Origin of the sequence: Flavobacterium fluviatile (genome assembly GCF_010645065.1) — a bacterium.
Classification (GTDB): domain Bacteria; phylum Bacteroidota; class Bacteroidia; order Flavobacteriales; family Flavobacteriaceae; genus Flavobacterium; species Flavobacterium fluviatile.
In genome coordinates this window covers 1-16,661 of sequence record NZ_JAADZW010000020.1, presented here as the reverse complement: position 1 = coordinate 16,661, position 16,661 = coordinate 1, and the positions used below count along the sequence as shown (strand labels likewise).

Here is a 16,661-nt window from a genome sequence, read left to right as displayed (position 1 = left end):
TAGAATTTTCTTTTTCAGGGCATTTTAACTACATTTGATTTCTGCTTTAAACCAAAATCATAAGAATTAGTTTCAAATTTCAAGTTATGAAAATCAACTCGCTATTAATCGAAATTGACGGTATCGACAAAGAAATCCTTCGTTATCTTATGGACGATGCCCGAAAACCTATTCTTCAAATTGCCAACAAAATAGGCATTTCGGGAGCTGCGATTCATCAGCGGTTAAAAAAACTGGAACAATCCGGTGTGATTTCGGGGTCAAAATTTACTGTAAACCCAAAAGTTTTAGGTTACAACACCATGGCCTTTATTGGTGTCTATCTCGACAAAGCTTCCCGAAATTCTGAAGCCGTAAAAGAACTGAGAAAGATCCCTGAGGTTTTAGAATGCCATTACACCACAGGAAACTGGTCGGTTTTGATTAAAATTATCTGTCGTGACAACGAACATCTAATGCAGCTTTTAAATACCAAAATTCAGGCAATTGAAGGAGTTTCGAGAACTGAAACTTTTATTTCGCTGGACCAGCAGATTGACAGGCAGATTCAGTTGTAAATTAGATAATGTGCCAATTTGAAAATTAGATAATTTAAAAATATATAAACAATAAACCCGACAGATTTTAAAATCATGTCGGGTTTGGTATAAATTATCTAATTGACTAATTATCTCAATTGTCATATTAGTTCCTCCTACTTCCTGAGTAAATCGAAATATAATACAACAAAGTAGCAATTGAGCCAATAGCGGCTACAACATACGTTCTTGCAGCCCATTTTAAGGCATCTTTTGCACCTGCCTGCTCCTGTTGTGTGAGCATTCGTTTATTTTCTAACCAGGCCAGTGCTCTGTTACTTGCATCGTATTCAACAGGCAATGTTATGATGGTAAACAAAGTTGTGGCAGCAAAAATGATAATCCCAACTAACAATAATTGCGGAAAAGTCCTGATCATCAGGATTCCGGCGAGCAAGATCCATTGCACATAATTGGATGCCACACTTACAATTGGAACTAATGCCGAACGCATTGTCAGCCATTCATAACCAATGGCATGCTGTACTGCGTGGCCACATTCGTGCGCTGCTACGGCTGCTGCAGCTGCGTTTCTGTGATTGTAAACTGCTTCACTTAGATTAACTGTTTTATCCGCCGGATTGTAATGGTCTGTCAATTGTCCCGGAGTTGAAATTACTCGAACATCATAAATCCCATTGTCAGCCAGCATTTTTTCTGCGATTTCGCGACCGCTCATTCCGTTTTGTAATTGCAGTTTTGAATATAATTCGAATTTACTTTTTAATCTTGAACTTACCAGCCAGCTAAATAACATAATAGCCCCGGCAAGAATTAAATATCCGCTTCCCATGATTTTATATTTTATTAGTTTATGTTTTGTCTTGTCAAAAGTCACAACAATTTACGAACCATTTTTGTAAAATGCCAAAATGACACTCAACTTTAGATTTTAATTGTGAATTCTTTTATTTTGATTAAAACATAAAATCTAAATTCTAATATTGGATTGTGTTTTTAACCGCAAAATACATGAGGGTTTACGCTAATAACGTAAGTTTTTTTTTGCTCAATGTTGTCATTCCCGAGGAACGACAAACTATGCGGTGTTTTACAAAGACTTTTTTTAATCGTTTTATACTCATTTGTGTCAGTCTGAGCGGAGTCGAAGACCTTCATAACGTAAAAAGTCCTTCGACTCCGCTCAGGATGACAAATAAGGCGCAAAAAAATTCCAAACTCCAATCGCAAAATTGGAATTTGGAATTTTAAATATTGGAATTATTTGGTTATCCTACCAAATTGATGATCTTTCCAGGAACAATAATCACTTTATTTGGCGTTCTGCCATCTAATTGTTTTTGCGTTCTTTCGTCTTTCATTATGATTTCTTCAATTTGTGCTGCGGTTAAATCCAAAGGCAATTCGATGGTGAAACGCATTTTTCCGTTGAAAGAAACCGGATATTCTTTATTGGTTTCAATCAAATGTTTTTCTTCAAAAATTGGGAAAGCCACTTCAGAAATTGAAGTGGTGTGTCCTAACTGCGACCATAATTCTTCAGCAATGTGAGGTGCGTAAGGCGAAACCAAAATTGCTAATGGCTCTAAGATTGCACGTGAATGACAGTTTTGAGAAGACAATTCATTCACACAAATCATAAACTGAGAAACCGAAGTATTGAAAGAGAAATTCTCGATATCTTCTGCTACTTTTTTGATGGTTTTATGCAACGATTTCAAGTTGTCTTTTGTTGGTTCGTCGTTGTTTACGATTAAACCGTTATCATCAAAATACAATCTCCATAATTTTTTCAGGAAACCAAAAACTCCCGAAATTCCAGCAGTATTCCATGGTTTTGCCTGTTCTAACGGACCTAAGAACATTTCGTATAAACGTAATGTGTCAGCACCGTATTCTGCACAAATATCATCTGGCGTTACTACGTTAAGCCAGCTCTTTGACATTTTACCTATTTCTCTTTTACATGTATATTTATCGGTGAGTTTTCCTTCTCTATCAATTATTAATGCATTTGAGAAATCTTTATAATATGGAGCATTTCTAAATCTTTCAATATCTAAATCATTTGTTCCAAATTTCAGAAGATTTATATCTAAACGTATATCTTGAATACTCGAAACCCATATTTTTTTATCTTCTTCAGTTATGTTTGAATTAGGAAATTCAGATTCAATTTTAGAAAAATAGTTATCTCTTATATCTTTAAAAATTTCCGAAGAATTCAACCAATCATCAAGTTTTTTAAAATCTGTTCCATCTTCACCATTATAAGAGATTAAAATCTTAGGAATACTTTCTTGAAAAATTTCTGAAATTCTTTCATTTTCACCAATTTCATGAACTCCTTCAGTATAATGCCATTTAAAACTTAATTTAAGCTCGTGTATATAAGCACCTTCTCCCAAAATCATCCCCTGATTGATCAGTTTTTTGAATGGTTCTTCGGTTGGAGCAAAACCTTTATCTTTTAAGAATTTATTCCAGAAACGAGAATACAATAAGTGACCTGTAGCGTGTTCGCTTCCTCCAATGTATAAATCTACATTTTCCCAGTAAGCCAAAGCTTCTTTAGATGCAAATTCGTTTTCATTGTGCGCATCCATATAACGCATCCAATACCATGAACTTCCCGCCCAACCTGGCATAGTGTTTAATTCAAGAGGAAAAATAGTGACATTGTCAATCAACTGAGTACTAACAACTGAACACTGAACATTGTCCCAAGCCCAAACCGCAGCGTTTCCTAATGGCGGCAATCCGTCTTCTGTTGGCAAATACTTTTCTACTTCCGGCAGAATAATCGGCAAATGCTGTGCATCGATCATTTTTGGCAATCCATTTACATAATAAACCGGGAACGGTTCACCCCAATAACGCTGACGAGAAAAAACAGCGTCACGCAAACGGTAATTTGTTTTTCCGGTTCCCTGACCAATTTCTTCTAATTTTTCGATTGCTTTTTTAGTAGCCTCTTTATAATTTAATCCGTTTAAGAAATCAGAATTGGCAATTTCAACGTTGTCTTTTGATCCGTAAGCGGCTTCAGAAATATCCACATTTGCGAAAATGTTTTTGATTTCCTGCATTCCGTTTTGGCCTTTAAAGAAATTAGCAAAAGCATAATCTCTTTCATCACCGCAAGGAACCGCCATTACAGCGCCAGTGCCGTAACCTGCTAAAACGTAATCACCAATCCAAACCGGAATAGCTTCTTTTGTAAACGGATGTTCAGCATAAGCTCCTGTAAATACTCCCGAAATGGTTTTTACATCGGCCATACGCTCACGTTCAGAACGTTTTGCCGTTTTTTCGATGTATGCCTCAACTTCTGTTTTTTGTTCCGGAGTTGTAATTTTAGCTACCAAATCGTGTTCCGGTGCCAAAGTCATAAAAGTTACTCCGAAAATAGTATCAGGACGAGTAGTGAAAACTTCAATAAAAGAGTCCTTAGTTCCTAGTCCTAAGTCCTCAGTTTCACTCTGGACTAAGGACTCTGGACTAAGGACTTTAAACTTAACCATCGCCCCCACAGATTTTCCAATCCAGTTTCTTTGAGACTCTTTTATAGACTCACTCCAGTCGATATCATTTAGACCCTGAAGCAGGCGTTCGGCATAAGCAGAAATTCGCATACTCCATTGTGTCATTTTTTTTCTTATAACAGGAAAGCCTCCACGCTCTGAAACTCCGTTTACAATTTCGTCATTTGCCAGAACAGTTCCCAGACCAGGACACCAGTTTACTTCTGTTTCTGCCAGATACGTTAATCGGTATCGAAGTAAGATTTTCTCCTGTTGTTCTTTCGCGAAAGCGTTCCATTCAATAGACGTAAATGCTTCTACAGCATCATCGCAAACTGCATTAACACTAGCATTTCCTTCTTTTTCGAAAATAGAAACCAAATTTGAAATATCCTCGGCTTTATCTGAATCTTTATTGTACCAGGAATTGAATAACTGAATAAAAATCCATTGTGTATGTTTGTAATAATCCGGATTTGAGGTACGAACTTCACGTGCCCAGTCAAAAGAAAAACCGATTTTATCTAATTGTTTTCTGTAACCCGCAATTTGCTTACCTTCTTTATCCACACCACCGTCAATATTTACGCGGGTTGTATCTTCCGGACGCTGACCTGTCTGAATGGCGTACTGCTCAGCCGGTAATCCAAAACTGTCGTAACCCATTGGATGCAAAACATTGAAGCCCTGATGTCTTTTGAAACGAGAATACACATCTGAAGCAATATAACCCAGCGGATGCCCAACGTGCAATCCTGCTCCTGAAGGATAAGGAAACATATCTAGAACATAATGTTTTGGCTTTTCGGAGTTATTTTTTGCTGCAAAAGTTTGATTTTCTGCCCAATATTTTTGCCATTTGGCGTCAATTTCGTTTGGATTGTATTTCATCTCTAAAGGTACTAAGGTTCTAAGTTGCAAAGGTTCTGAGGCTTTCCTCTCTTTGTCGCTTAATTATAAGAGCGCAAATTTACATTTATTGTGGCTTGTTGCAAAGCTATTTCACTGACAAACAAATAAAATAACAAAATACGTATTTTGTTTACGTAAAAATACTTAATATTGCATTGTAAATACGTATATAAGATAATCGATTATCAAAAAAGTTTCTCTTTAAATCTGCATCAATGAGTGAGAATAAAAAATACAATGTCGAGGTCCGGCTTTGGATTGAAGAATCTGATGGTCCGTTTTTGGGTATTGGTAAAATCTGGCTTCTTGAAAATATCAAAAAAACCGGATCGATTACCAATGCTGCAAAAGAAATGAAAATGGCGTATCGTCAGGCCTGGCAGCTGGTTGAAGAAATGAACCGACGTGCAGAAACTCCTTTAGTGGTAAAACTTCTCGGCGGAAAAGGCGGAGGTGGTGCCCGACTGACTGAAGCAGGTGAAAAAGCAATTGTTGTTTTTTATGAAGTCGAAAAGCGAATTAAAGATTTTGCCATCAAAGAAACTCAAAATCTGAAATTTTAAAAATTTAAACAGCACTATTCATTTCAAAACATACTGAGGTATAAAAAACTAAATCCTATAACTAAAACCAAATTCAAATCATCAGTATTCATTTTTAAACACACTGAATTGTTTTCTAAATTATGAAATTAAAAACCACTCTTTTTCTACTTTTTTCGATACTCGGATTCAGTCAGCAAAACAATCCTGCATCAACTGATTCAATTAAAAAAACAAATATTTTCAAACTGGGAGAAGTGATTGTCACGAATCATCAGAATCAGGAAACTACAAACAGGGTTACCTCCAAAACAATGGAATCCCAAAACAAAATGGAAGTTTCCAGAGCCTTAAATCTGCTTCCGGGAATTAATCTGACCGCATCTGGCTCAAGAAACGAATCAATGGTTACCATTCGTGGGTTTGATTTGAGGCAAGTTCCCGTTTATATGGACGGAATTCCGGTTTATGTCCCTTATGATGGTTATGTCGATCTGGCCCGGTTTACCACTTTTGATCTTGCAGCAATTACTGTTTCCAAAGGATTTTCATCTATTATCTATGGTCCGAATTCATTGGGAGGAGCTATCAATTTAGTTTCCAGAAAACCAACCAAAAAGTTTGAATTTGATGGTTCGTTAGGATTAATTGATACTGATGGCCAAAGAAGCAATCTTAATATTGGTACAAATTTGGGTAAGTTTTACGTTCAGGGAGGTTTGTCTTATTTAGACAGAAAGTATTATCAAATGTCGAAAGATTTTGTTCCGATGAAAAATGAAGACGGAAAAGAAAGAGACAATTTGTATCGTACTGACCAAAAAGTTAGTATAAAGATAGGCTGGACGCCAAATAAAAACAGTGAATATGCTTTAGGCTACATCAATCAGAAGGGCGAAAAAGGAAATCCTGTATATGCAGGAAGTGACACTCAAAATTCATTATTAGCCAGGCCTCGTTACTGGCAATGGCCAAACTGGGATAAGGAAAGTATTTATTTTATTTCGAACACCCATCTGAATGACAAAAACAATTTCAAGACAAGATTGTATTATGATAAATTCAAAAATTTACTGATTAGTTATGATGATGCAAATTATACCTCAATCACAAAACCTTATGCTTTTCAGAGTTTTTATGACGATTATACTTATGGAGCAAATCTGGAATACGAAAGCCGTTTTATTCCTAAAAACACGCTGAAATTTGCCGTTCAGTTCAAAGAAGATGTACACCGGGAAAACAATGCAGGTGAGCCGGTTCGCCGATTTGATGATCAAACAATCACTATTGGTTTAGAAGACATTTATAAAGTAACAGCTAAATTTACGGTAATTCCGGGAGTAAGTTATAACTCCAGAGAAAACAAACAGGCGCAGGATTACAACAGTACCACAAAAGCAATTTCGGACTATCCCAATGCAGGAAAAAGCGAGGCGCTCAATGCACAAATAGGATTGTTTTATCAGTTTACGGAATTACAAAAATTAGGCGCAAGCGTTTCGCAAAAAACACGATTTGCAACCATCAAAGACCGTTATTCGTACCGAATGGGAACTGCGATCCCAAATCCGGATCTGAAACCTGAAACGGCTTTGAATTATGAATTGAATTACAACGTTCAGTTTTTCGGGAAACTAAACTTTCAAACCGCTATTTTTTATAGTTCATTAACCAATGTTATTTTGAGTATAAGCAATGTAGAGCCCGGAAAATCGCAGATGCAGAATTTTGGCGAAGCCGAATACAAAGGAATTGAAGCACAATTGAGTTATACGCCAATTCAAAAATTAATTATTACTGCCAATTATACTTATCTTGAAAGAAAAAACATAACCAATCCGGCTGTTCATTTTACCGATGTTCCGAATACAAAAGTCATAGGAACAGTTGAATATGCTCCATTGGAAGCATTAAAATTAATAGCTAATACTGAGTTTAATTCTTCCCGTTACAGCACAAGTTATGGCATCAGCGTTCCGGATTATACACTTCTGAACGGTTTTGTTTCCACTAAAGTGCTAAAATATGTAAGCATTGATGCCGGAATTAATAATATATCCGATAGAAATTACAGTCTTGTCGAAGGTTATCCCGAAGAAGGCAGAAACTTTTTTGTAACAGTTCGATTTTTCAATTCAAACTAAATTCAAAATTTTATATGAAAACTAAAAATTACATTCTCATTCTCTTAATTGCATTTTCATGTTCCATGTGTAATTCTTCTAAAAAAGAAGAAAAACTTTCCACAGAAAAAACTTTACAATCTGATAATGACAAACACCCTGTTCTTTCTGCAGCCGACAGTTTAAAAATGGTCAATCATCAAATTGAAGTAAAAGGCGATGTTGAGTTTCCGATGCAACTGACTGTTGATTCCTTAAAAAAAATGAAGGTAGTTACAATTGATGACTTCAAAGTTGTTTGTCAAAGCGGTGAGGTTAAAAAAAATGATAAAGTTTGTAAAGGCGTTCTTTTGAAAGATATTTTAGAAAAAGCCAAAATCAGGCAAAACGGACATAAGGATCGAAATTTTTATATCGTAGCCAGAGCCTCTGATGATTACAAAGCCACTTTTTCGTGGGCAGAAATTTTCAATAATCCGACAGGGGAAAACACGTTCATTCTTTTTGAAGAAAATGGAAAACCTGTGAAAAATGGCGAAATGATTGCGATCTGTAAAAATGATATCAAAACTGGACCCAGACATGTTTACTGGTTAAAAAGCATTGAGGTATGTAAAGTAAAATAAACTGCTGTTTTACTGCAAAGCACGCAAAGTTATTCACTTAGCAGTCTCACAAAAAAACAAAGTCCGTAAAGCTTTATAAATACTAAGCTTTGCGGACTTTGCGTTATTATAACCTTAAGCATTAAAAATCTTTGCGCACTTTGCGGTTAAATTCAATTAAAATCAACTTTTTATTCAATAGGTAATTGTACATTTATAGTATAAAAGTTCGTTAATAACTTTAAATAAAGAAATTCTTTATTTATTTTTACCACATAATTTAAGCATACTATGAGTTCTAACTTTGATAAATTTCAAAAGCGCAGGTTAATTTCCTCTTATTTTTCGGTTGTACTGAGTGTATTTCTGGTTCTATTCCTTTTGGGAGTACTGGGGATATTCATTATTAATTCAAAAAAACTGGCCAATGATTTTAAAGAAAAAATCGCGATGACCGTTTTCTTTAAAAATGAAGCTAATGATAGTGTTGTAAAGGCATTTGATACCGAATTAAAAAGAGCTCCTTTTGCGAAATCGTATGTTTACGTTACCAAAGAAAAAGCGGCAAAAGAGCATACCGATATTATTGGAGAAGATTTCCTCACCTTTTTGGGAGAAAACCCATTACTGAATTCGTATGATATACATCTTAAAGCAGATTATGTTGAAAGAGACAGCATCACAAAAATTGAAAGCAATCTTCGTAAAAATACCATGATCGAAGATATCGTTTACGACAAACAGTTGGTCAACTTAGTAAATGACAATATCAAAAAAGTCAGTATGTGGATTTTGATTATCAGCGGTTTTCTGGCGGTAATTGCAGTTTTATTGATCAACAGTTCTTTACGTTTATCCATTCATTCTAACAGATTTATCATTAAAACCATGCAAATGGTTGGCGCAACAAAAGCCTTTATTCGTAAACCATTCGTTATGCGTAGTGTAAAACTGGGAATGTTAGGGGCAGCACTGGCAATCGTTGCCTTGATTGCACTTTTGCTTTATGTGGAAAACAACTTCCCGGGATTAGGAATTATGGAAGACAAAGCATTGATTGGCTTAGTTCTGTTAGCCGTATTTGGTTTAGGAGTTTTGATTACCTGGGTAAGCACACACTTTGCAACACAGCGTTTCCTTAATTTAAGAACCGACGATCTTTATTAACATCGGATTACTGTGATTTAGATTTCCAAAACAAATAGCCCTTCGACTCCGCTCAGGGTGACAAAAAAAAAGAATAATGAAAAATAATAAAGACGAACAAGAACAAAAACAGGAATTCCTTTTTGACAACATCAACTACAAAATCTTATTGATTGGAATTGGTGTTATCGTATTAGGCTTTATTTTAATGTCTGGAGGAGGAAGTAAGGATCCAAATGTTTTTAACGAAGAAGTTTTTAGCTTTAGACGCATCAGGCTCGCTCCTACAACTGTTTTGACTGGTTTTGGAATCACGATTTATTCTATATTTAAAAAATCCAAATAGACTATTTTTAGACTTCTTAGACTTCCTAGATCTTTAGATTAATCTTTTAAAGTCTAAAATCTAAGATATCTAAAAATCTAAAAATCTAATTTTAATGAATACATTACAAGCTATTGTTCTTGCCATTATTGAAGGAATTACAGAATTTTTACCTGTTTCTTCAACTGGTCACATGATTATTGCCTCTTCTTTTTTTGGAATTGCCCACGAAGATTTTACCAAACTTTTCACTATCGTTATTCAGCTTGGCGCTATACTATCTGTTGTGGTTTTATACTTCAGGCGTTTCTTCCAGACACTGGATTTTTACTTTAAACTTTTAGTCGCTTTTATTCCGGCAGTAGTTTTAGGCTTATTATTAAGTGATTTTATCGATGGTTTATTAGAAAATCCGGTTACGGTTGCGATTTCACTTTTAATAGGCGGGTTGATATTATTAAAAGTTGACGAGTGGTTTAACAATCCAAACGCCTCTGAGGTTTCCCAGGAAATCACTTATTTGCAGGCTTTTAAAATTGGGTTATTTCAGTGTATCGCTATGATTCCGGGAGTTTCACGTAGCGGCGCCAGTATTGTAGGCGGTATGTCACAAAAGCTTTCCCGAACAACTGCTGCCGAATTTTCATTTTTCCTTGCAGTTCCTACAATGTTAGGAGCAACGGCAAAAAAATGTTATGATTATTACAAAGACGGTTTTGAATTATCACACGACCAAGTCAACATACTAATCATTGGAAATGTCGTCGCTTTTATTGTTGCGCTTTTGGCAATTAAAACTTTCATTGGATTTTTAACTAAAAACGGTTTTAAAGTTTTTGGTTATTACCGTATTATTGCAGGAATCATTTTATTACTGATTCACTTTTTCATTCACCCGCTTACAATCATATAATGACACCTGAAGAATATTTAAACGGACAGGTTTTACTGATAGACAAACCATTAAAATGGAGTTCGTTTCAGGCAGTCAATAAATTGAAATATCTTTTGATTAATAAAGTTGGACTTCCAAAAAAGTTCAAAATTGGCCATGCCGGAACATTAGACCCGTTAGCCTCCGGATTATTGCTAATCTGCACCGGGAAATTCACAAAAAAAATATCAGAACTTCAGGGTCAGGCAAAAGAATATACAGGAACTTTTTATATTGGTGCCACTACTCCGTCCTATGACCTGGAAACTGAAATCGACGAGACTTTTCCAACAGAACATATCAATGAAGCTTTGATTCACGAAACCGTAAAGCAGTTTTTAGGAGAAATCGATCAAAAACCGCCTATTTTTTCAGCTATCAAAAAAGATGGCGTTCGGTTGTATGAACATGCACGTGCCGGAGAAACTGTAGAAATTGAAAGCAGAAAAACCACTATTCATGAATTCGAAATTACGCGAATCGCATTACCCGAAGTTGATTTTAGAGTAGTTTGCAGTAAAGGAACTTATATCCGCTCCCTGGCTTTTGATTTTGGAAAAGCAATGAATTCCGGTTCGCATTTAACTGTTTTACGCCGAACTAAAATTGGCGATTATAATGTAAAAGACGCAATTGATATTACTCTTTTTGAAGAAAGCCTTTAAAACACAACAAATAAAAAGCACATTACAAATGTGACGATAGTAATGTGCTCAGCCATCTTCCGGTGAAAAAATAATTTTATTTCATATTAACTTTAGTTAATAGTGAGGTATATTTTTTCCTCCAAACAAAAATCTTGAAAAAAAATCGTAGAATTTTTCGAATAACGTTTTCATAATAGTGTATTTTTAATTATTAAACATTAAATAACACCAATAAAAAGCAAATCAAAAATAAATAGTAGAAGTGGGATTATATTTCTAAGTTACAAAATTTTAAATTATAATAACCCTTATTCATGTTTTTTATTAATAAATCACTTGTTTTCACTTAATTAAGAAGAAAATTTTAGTAATATATTCCCACAAAATCACAAACGGTTATACTTGATATTCTCCATAATTTCAGCTAATTCTTTCTGTACAGAAATCCCATTGTCGGCTAAATACCATAATTGCAGGTCGGTTTTGATTTTTTCATCAATAACACCAAAATCCCTTTTATAATTTGCCATCAGTTCTGCTGCGCCTTTTGGTCTTGGTCCCCAGTCTGTGCGAACAATTCCGGCTTCTTTGCAAATCACAATAACTTTTGGTATTGCCTTTCCGCCATTTGTTAAATATTGACTCATTAATTCTTCATTTTCATCTCTTAAAACAATTCTGAGATCAATTTTCTTATCTGAAGCTACAGCCATTTTGTTTAATATTGGAAGTATTTGAGCCGCATCACCACACCAGCCTTCAGAGATAACCAGCCATATATAATGATTTTCGAGATTTTGCAATTTTGAAATTACATCTTCAGAAATTTTGATGGTTTTTTCTAAACGATTCATTCTTGCTTCATTTAGACTCGTATAATGTGTCAAATTTTCAGATTGTTCATTACCGGTTGATTTTCCTTCTGACAATAAATCAGTGACTATTTTTCGATATTCAGCATAAGAATAACTATTGAATAATGCTCTGGCTACAATACTTTTCATATTTATTTCGTTTTAATGCCTTAAAAATACGTTTTTAAAAAAGATCGCTGAATGACTTTTATCACATTTAAAAAAAATCGTAAAAGCAGCGGAAATTTAATTAGAAAAGAACAATTAATTTTTTAAAACACTATTTTAAAAAAACAGAATATGTCTATATTTGCACAAACAAAAGCAACACACATGAAATACAAAAGAATTCTTCTAAAATTAAGTGGCGAAGCCTTAATGGGAGACTTACAATACGGAATTGACCCTAAAAGATTAGCCGAATATGCCGACGAAATTAAGCAGATTCACGACAAAGGAGTAGAAATTGCTATTGTTATTGGAGGTGGAAATATTTTTAGAGGAGTTGCCGGTGCCAGTTCAGGGATGGACAGAGTACAAGGCGATTACATGGGAATGCTTGCAACTGTTATTAACGGAATGGCCTTGCAGGGTGCTCTTGAAGACAAAGGAATGAAAACCCGTTTGCAGACTGCTCTGAAAATGGAGTCTATAGCTGAGCCTTATATCAAAAGAAGGGCTGACCGCCACCTTGAAAAAAGAAGAATTGTAATTTTTGGTGCCGGAACCGGAAATCCTTATTTTACTACTGATACCGCAGCTGTTTTAAGAGGAATCGAAATCAATGCAGATGTTATCCTAAAAGGAACCCGGGTAGATGGTGTTTACGATTGTGATCCGGAAAAAAATGCTTCCGCAGTAAAATTTGACTTCATTTCTTTTGATGATGTGATCAAAAAAGGACTGAATGTAATGGATACTACAGCTTTTACATTAAGCCAGGAAAATAAGCTGCCAATTGTTGTCTTCGATATGAACAAAATTGGAAATCTTTTGAAAATCTGCGAAGGTGAGAACATCGGAACTGTTGTAAATATTTAGACCGTTTAGATAGAATTACAGACAAATAATAGGTTTCTAATTCCAATAATCTTTAAAAATAATTAATAGTTAGTAAATTAAAAGAATCTGTTTTTAAAATCTACTCATCTTAAAAAAATTTAAAATCTAAAAAAATGACTGAAGAAATAGATTTCATATTAGAAAGTACAGAAGAATCAATGAATGGCACGATTGCGCATTTAGAAAAAGAATTTCTAAATATTCGTGCAGGAAAAGCTTCACCGGCAATGCTTGGAGGTGTTTTTGTTGATTATTATGGTGCTGCAACGCCGCTCTCCCAGGTATCCAAAATTAGTGTCCCTGACGCCAGAACCATTACATTGCAGCCTTTCGAAAAAAACATGTTATCAGCAATCGAAAAAGCAATTTTGGTTGCCAATATTGGTTTCAACCCAATGAACAATGGTGATGTAATCATAATCAGTGTTCCGCCTTTGACGGAAGAACGCCGCAGGGATTTGGCAAAACAGGCGAAAGCTGAAGCTGAAGATGCTAAAGTTGGTATCCGTAACTCCCGTAAAGATGCTAATAACGATATCAAAAAATTAGAAAAGGAAGGAACCTCTGAAGATATTTGCAAATCTGCCGAAGAAGAAGTTCAGAACCTGACCAATACTTACACCAAAAAAATAGATGAATTATTAGCTGCTAAAGAGGCTGAAATAATGAAAGTGTAACTTATTTGACATAAAATTAAGAATCCGTTTGGTTAAAATTATACCCAGACGGATTTTTTTATTACTACTTTTGCATACCAAAAATCAATTCCCCTGGTTTAAAACCACAATACTCAGTATGAAGCTATTCTGTTTAATCTCTTTGTTTTTCACGCTTACCCTACAGGCGCAATTTCAAATAAACGGAATTGTTAAAGACTCAAAAAACAAACCTCTTCCGTTTGCTACAATAACAACTTCAGACAGTAATAATACAATTACAGATGTTGATGGAAAATTTATGCTTTCATCAAAATTAAAAATCAATTCTTTTACAGTTTCATACATTGGTTTTCAAACTAAAATCATTACGGTATCAGACAACAAAAAGTTTTTTCAGGTTTCGCTGAAACAAAAAACAGATAACCTTAAAGAAGTGGTGATTTCTAATGAAGATCCCGCATTGGCTATTGTAAGAAAGGCAATTGCCGGCAAAAACACCAATAACCCGCAGAAAAAACTCAACAGTTTTGAATATAAAACATACAACAAACTGATTGTAACGGCTAATCCAGATTCTATTAAGGGCAGAATAGACTCATCTGCTTCTTATAAAGATTTAAAGAAAAAAAGAATAAACATTGACTCTTCTGATTATAAATTTAAAGAAATCATAAGCAGACAGCATTTGTTTCAAACCGAAAAAGTATCACAATATCAATTCGGAAACAAGAAACTAAAGGAAACTATTCTGGGCACAAAAATGGCAGGTTTTAAACAGCCTGTTTACGAAATCATTGCTTTCAATTTGCAGTCTATCTCTATTTATGATCCGAAGTACGAACTTTTTGAAACCAAATACAAAAACCCTGTTTCGGATGATGCGCTAAAAGATTACAATTATAAATTGCTCGACACCGTAAACATTAAAGGCCGAAACACCTTTATGATTTATTTTAAAAATAAAGAAAAAAGAAAGGCAGCCGGCTTAGAAGGCGTTTTGTATATCGATCAGCAAAATTTTGCCATCGCAAAAGCTGTCATGCGTATAAGGGGTGTGATCGATATTAGCGGAATACATGAATTTGATTATGTTCCGGATCAAAAAATATGGTTTCCTGCGAATACTACTTTTAAAATTGTAAAAGGAAAAAATGACGACGATATTAAAATTTTAGGAGGAACTATTCAGTTTGACGGAGATGCAGCAGATGCTTTCACAACCAGAAAAAAAAGTGCCTCCGATTTTACTTATGTGCTCTCCGAAAGCAACAATTTCGACATTCATTATAATACAAATTCACAAATAAATAATCCATCCCTTTATATTGAAATTAAAGAAGATGCCAGTAAAAAAACAGATACATTCTGGAATAAATACCGCAAAGACACCTTAGATTTAAAAAGCCAGAAAACCTATTTATTGCTTGACAGCATTTCAATTCGCAACAGAATTGAAAAACGCTTAGGAATAGGCCGAAAAATCATAAATGGTTTTTATCCTGTTGGCCCGGTAGATCTTGATTTGAAAAAAATTATCAGCTACAACAATTACGAAGGTTTCAGACTTGGTCTGGGCGGTATTACAAACGACCGGTTTTCTAAAAATTTACGAATTGAAGGCTATGGCGCTTATGGAACAAAAGATGGAAAATTCAAATACAATCTCGGTTCCGGCGTTTTATTGGAGAAAAACACCAATACATTGCTAATCGGATCTTACACTGATGATGTACGGGAAATAGCGAGTACTGTTTTTGCTGTTGACAAACGCGTTTTCAAAATTTACGATCCACGTCCAATCAACATTAGTACTTTTTACCATTATATCAGCTGGAAAACCTATCTCCAGACAAAAATTTTTCCGAAAACAGAAGCGGTATTTGAATTAGCAAGAACGTTTGTTGAACCAAAATTTGACTATCTTTTTAATTATAACGGGCAATTTTACTCCAACTATGTCATGACAACCGCAATGGCTTCTATTGTCTGGGCGCCTTTTAGTGATTTCATGCAGACACCTACAGGCAGGTCTGAAACCGAAAAACGTTTTCCCAGATTTACTTTTCAGTTCACTCAGTCTTTGCCAAATGTTCTGGATAATGATTTCAGTTTTGCCAAAATTGATTTTAAAACAGAGTACGAAAAAAAATATTTAAACGGGCAAAAAACCAGTCTCTTATTACAGGGAGGCTACGCTATGGGAGATGTTCCAATCACGCATTTGTACAACACAATGCCCAACAATCTCAATAAAGAAACAGTCATTCAGCGTATTACTTTTGCAGGCAGAAACAGTTTTGAAACAATGTTTTTTAATGAATTTTTCTCCAGCGAATATCTTTTTTTCCAGATAAAACATGGCTTTAACAGAGTAAAAATCCTGAAAAAAGTTCGCCCTTCTTTAGTATTAGTTACCAGAATGGCCTGGGGAAATATGGAGAAACCGGAACAGCATGCCGGACCGTCTTATAAGACACTGGACAAAGGTTTTTTTGAATCCGGGATTGAGTTAAACAAAATCTACAAAGGTTTTGGTCTAGGAGGTTTTTACCGTTACGGACCCAATCAATTACCTGAATTCGAAGATAATATTGCCGTTAAGATTTCTTATGTATTGGATTTGGGTTTGTAAACTAAAATCTTTTTAAGAAGCTGTTCCTGCTGTACACTATATCTTTTATGCCGAACCCCGGCACAAAAGGATGCCGTTTCCATCAGGGCTCATATCTTTGACATAGATTAAAAATATGAAAATGTATCTTTGAAATACTAACAATTAATAAACA

The 16,661-nt window shown here is 34.9% G+C and carries 14 protein-coding genes; 11 read left to right on the top strand and 3 right to left on the bottom strand.

Annotation, left to right across the window (positions count from 1 at the left end; all coding sequences use genetic code 11):
* Nucleotides 1–86 precede the first annotated feature (86 nt).
* Nucleotides 87–557: an Lrp/AsnC family transcriptional regulator gene (locus tag GXM17_RS16955; RefSeq protein WP_012022648.1), complete on the top strand. Its 471-nt coding sequence runs from the start codon at nucleotides 87–89 to the stop codon at nucleotides 555–557.
* Between the two features lie 127 nt (nucleotides 558–684).
* On the opposite strand, the gene GXM17_RS16950 is transcribed toward GXM17_RS16955, so the two are convergent.
* Together GXM17_RS16950 and GXM17_RS16945 are read right to left on the bottom strand one after the other, a co-directional pair.
* The gene (locus GXM17_RS16950) at nucleotides 685–1,371 is read right to left on the bottom strand and encodes a zinc metallopeptidase (protein WP_163400569.1); all 687 of its coding nucleotides are present in this window, start codon (nucleotides 1,369–1,371) and stop codon (nucleotides 685–687) included.
* Between the two features lie 436 nt (nucleotides 1,372–1,807).
* Complete coding sequence (locus GXM17_RS16945) at nucleotides 1,808–4,954, bottom strand: leucine--tRNA ligase (RefSeq protein WP_163400568.1); 3,147 nt, start codon at nucleotides 4,952–4,954, stop codon at nucleotides 1,808–1,810.
* A gap of 236 nt (nucleotides 4,955–5,190) precedes the next feature.
* On the opposite strand from GXM17_RS16945, the gene GXM17_RS16940 reads away from it, so the two are divergent.
* The 7 genes from GXM17_RS16940 (at nucleotide 5,191) to truB (ending at nucleotide 11,318) form a co-directional block, all read left to right on the top strand.
* Nucleotides 5,191–5,538: a winged helix-turn-helix domain-containing protein gene (locus tag GXM17_RS16940; RefSeq protein ID WP_163400567.1), complete on the top strand. Its 348-nt coding sequence runs from the start codon at nucleotides 5,191–5,193 to the stop codon at nucleotides 5,536–5,538.
* A gap of 122 nt (nucleotides 5,539–5,660) precedes the next feature.
* Complete coding sequence (locus GXM17_RS16935) at nucleotides 5,661–7,664, top strand: TonB-dependent receptor plug domain-containing protein (RefSeq protein WP_163400566.1); 2,004 nt, start codon at nucleotides 5,661–5,663, stop codon at nucleotides 7,662–7,664.
* 14 nt (nucleotides 7,665–7,678) lie between these two features.
* Nucleotides 7,679–8,269 carry a molybdopterin-dependent oxidoreductase gene (locus GXM17_RS16930; RefSeq protein WP_163400565.1) on the top strand — a complete coding sequence of 197 codons (591 nt, stop codon included), beginning with the start codon at nucleotides 7,679–7,681 and terminating at the stop codon, nucleotides 8,267–8,269.
* 270 nt (nucleotides 8,270–8,539) lie between these two features.
* Nucleotides 8,540–9,415, top strand: coding sequence for a cell division protein FtsX (locus GXM17_RS16925; RefSeq protein WP_163400564.1), 876 nt, complete (start codon nucleotides 8,540–8,542; stop codon nucleotides 9,413–9,415).
* Between the two features lie 76 nt (nucleotides 9,416–9,491).
* Nucleotides 9,492–9,740: a DUF3098 domain-containing protein gene (locus GXM17_RS16920; protein WP_163400563.1), complete on the top strand. Its 249-nt coding sequence runs from the start codon at nucleotides 9,492–9,494 to the stop codon at nucleotides 9,738–9,740.
* 94 nt (nucleotides 9,741–9,834) lie between these two features.
* Nucleotides 9,835–10,632, top strand: coding sequence for an undecaprenyl-diphosphate phosphatase (locus GXM17_RS16915; protein ID WP_163400562.1), 798 nt, complete (start codon nucleotides 9,835–9,837; stop codon nucleotides 10,630–10,632).
* Nucleotides 10,632–11,318 (top strand): tRNA pseudouridine(55) synthase TruB, encoded by a 687-nt coding sequence (truB, locus tag GXM17_RS16910; RefSeq protein WP_163400561.1) that lies wholly within the window; start codon nucleotides 10,632–10,634, stop codon nucleotides 11,316–11,318. The genes GXM17_RS16915 and truB overlap by 1 nt, the downstream gene beginning before the upstream one ends.
* Before the next feature lie 368 nt (nucleotides 11,319–11,686).
* On the opposite strand, the gene GXM17_RS16905 is transcribed toward truB, so the two are convergent.
* Nucleotides 11,687–12,304, bottom strand: coding sequence for a thioredoxin family protein (locus tag GXM17_RS16905; protein ID WP_163400560.1), 618 nt, complete (start codon nucleotides 12,302–12,304; stop codon nucleotides 11,687–11,689).
* 183 nt (nucleotides 12,305–12,487) lie between these two features.
* Between GXM17_RS16905 and pyrH the strand changes: the two genes are divergently transcribed.
* From pyrH to GXM17_RS16890, 3 genes are all read left to right on the top strand, one after another.
* Nucleotides 12,488–13,195, top strand: coding sequence for a UMP kinase (pyrH, locus tag GXM17_RS16900; RefSeq protein ID WP_163400630.1), 708 nt, complete (start codon nucleotides 12,488–12,490; stop codon nucleotides 13,193–13,195).
* A gap of 134 nt (nucleotides 13,196–13,329) precedes the next feature.
* Nucleotides 13,330–13,893: a ribosome recycling factor gene (frr, locus tag GXM17_RS16895; protein WP_163400559.1), complete on the top strand. Its 564-nt coding sequence runs from the start codon at nucleotides 13,330–13,332 to the stop codon at nucleotides 13,891–13,893.
* Nucleotides 13,894–14,011: 118 nt separating this feature from the next.
* The gene (locus tag GXM17_RS16890; RefSeq protein ID WP_163400558.1) at nucleotides 14,012–16,507 is read left to right on the top strand and encodes a DUF5686 family protein; all 2,496 of its coding nucleotides are present in this window, start codon (nucleotides 14,012–14,014) and stop codon (nucleotides 16,505–16,507) included.
* Nucleotides 16,508–16,661 lie beyond the last annotated feature (154 nt).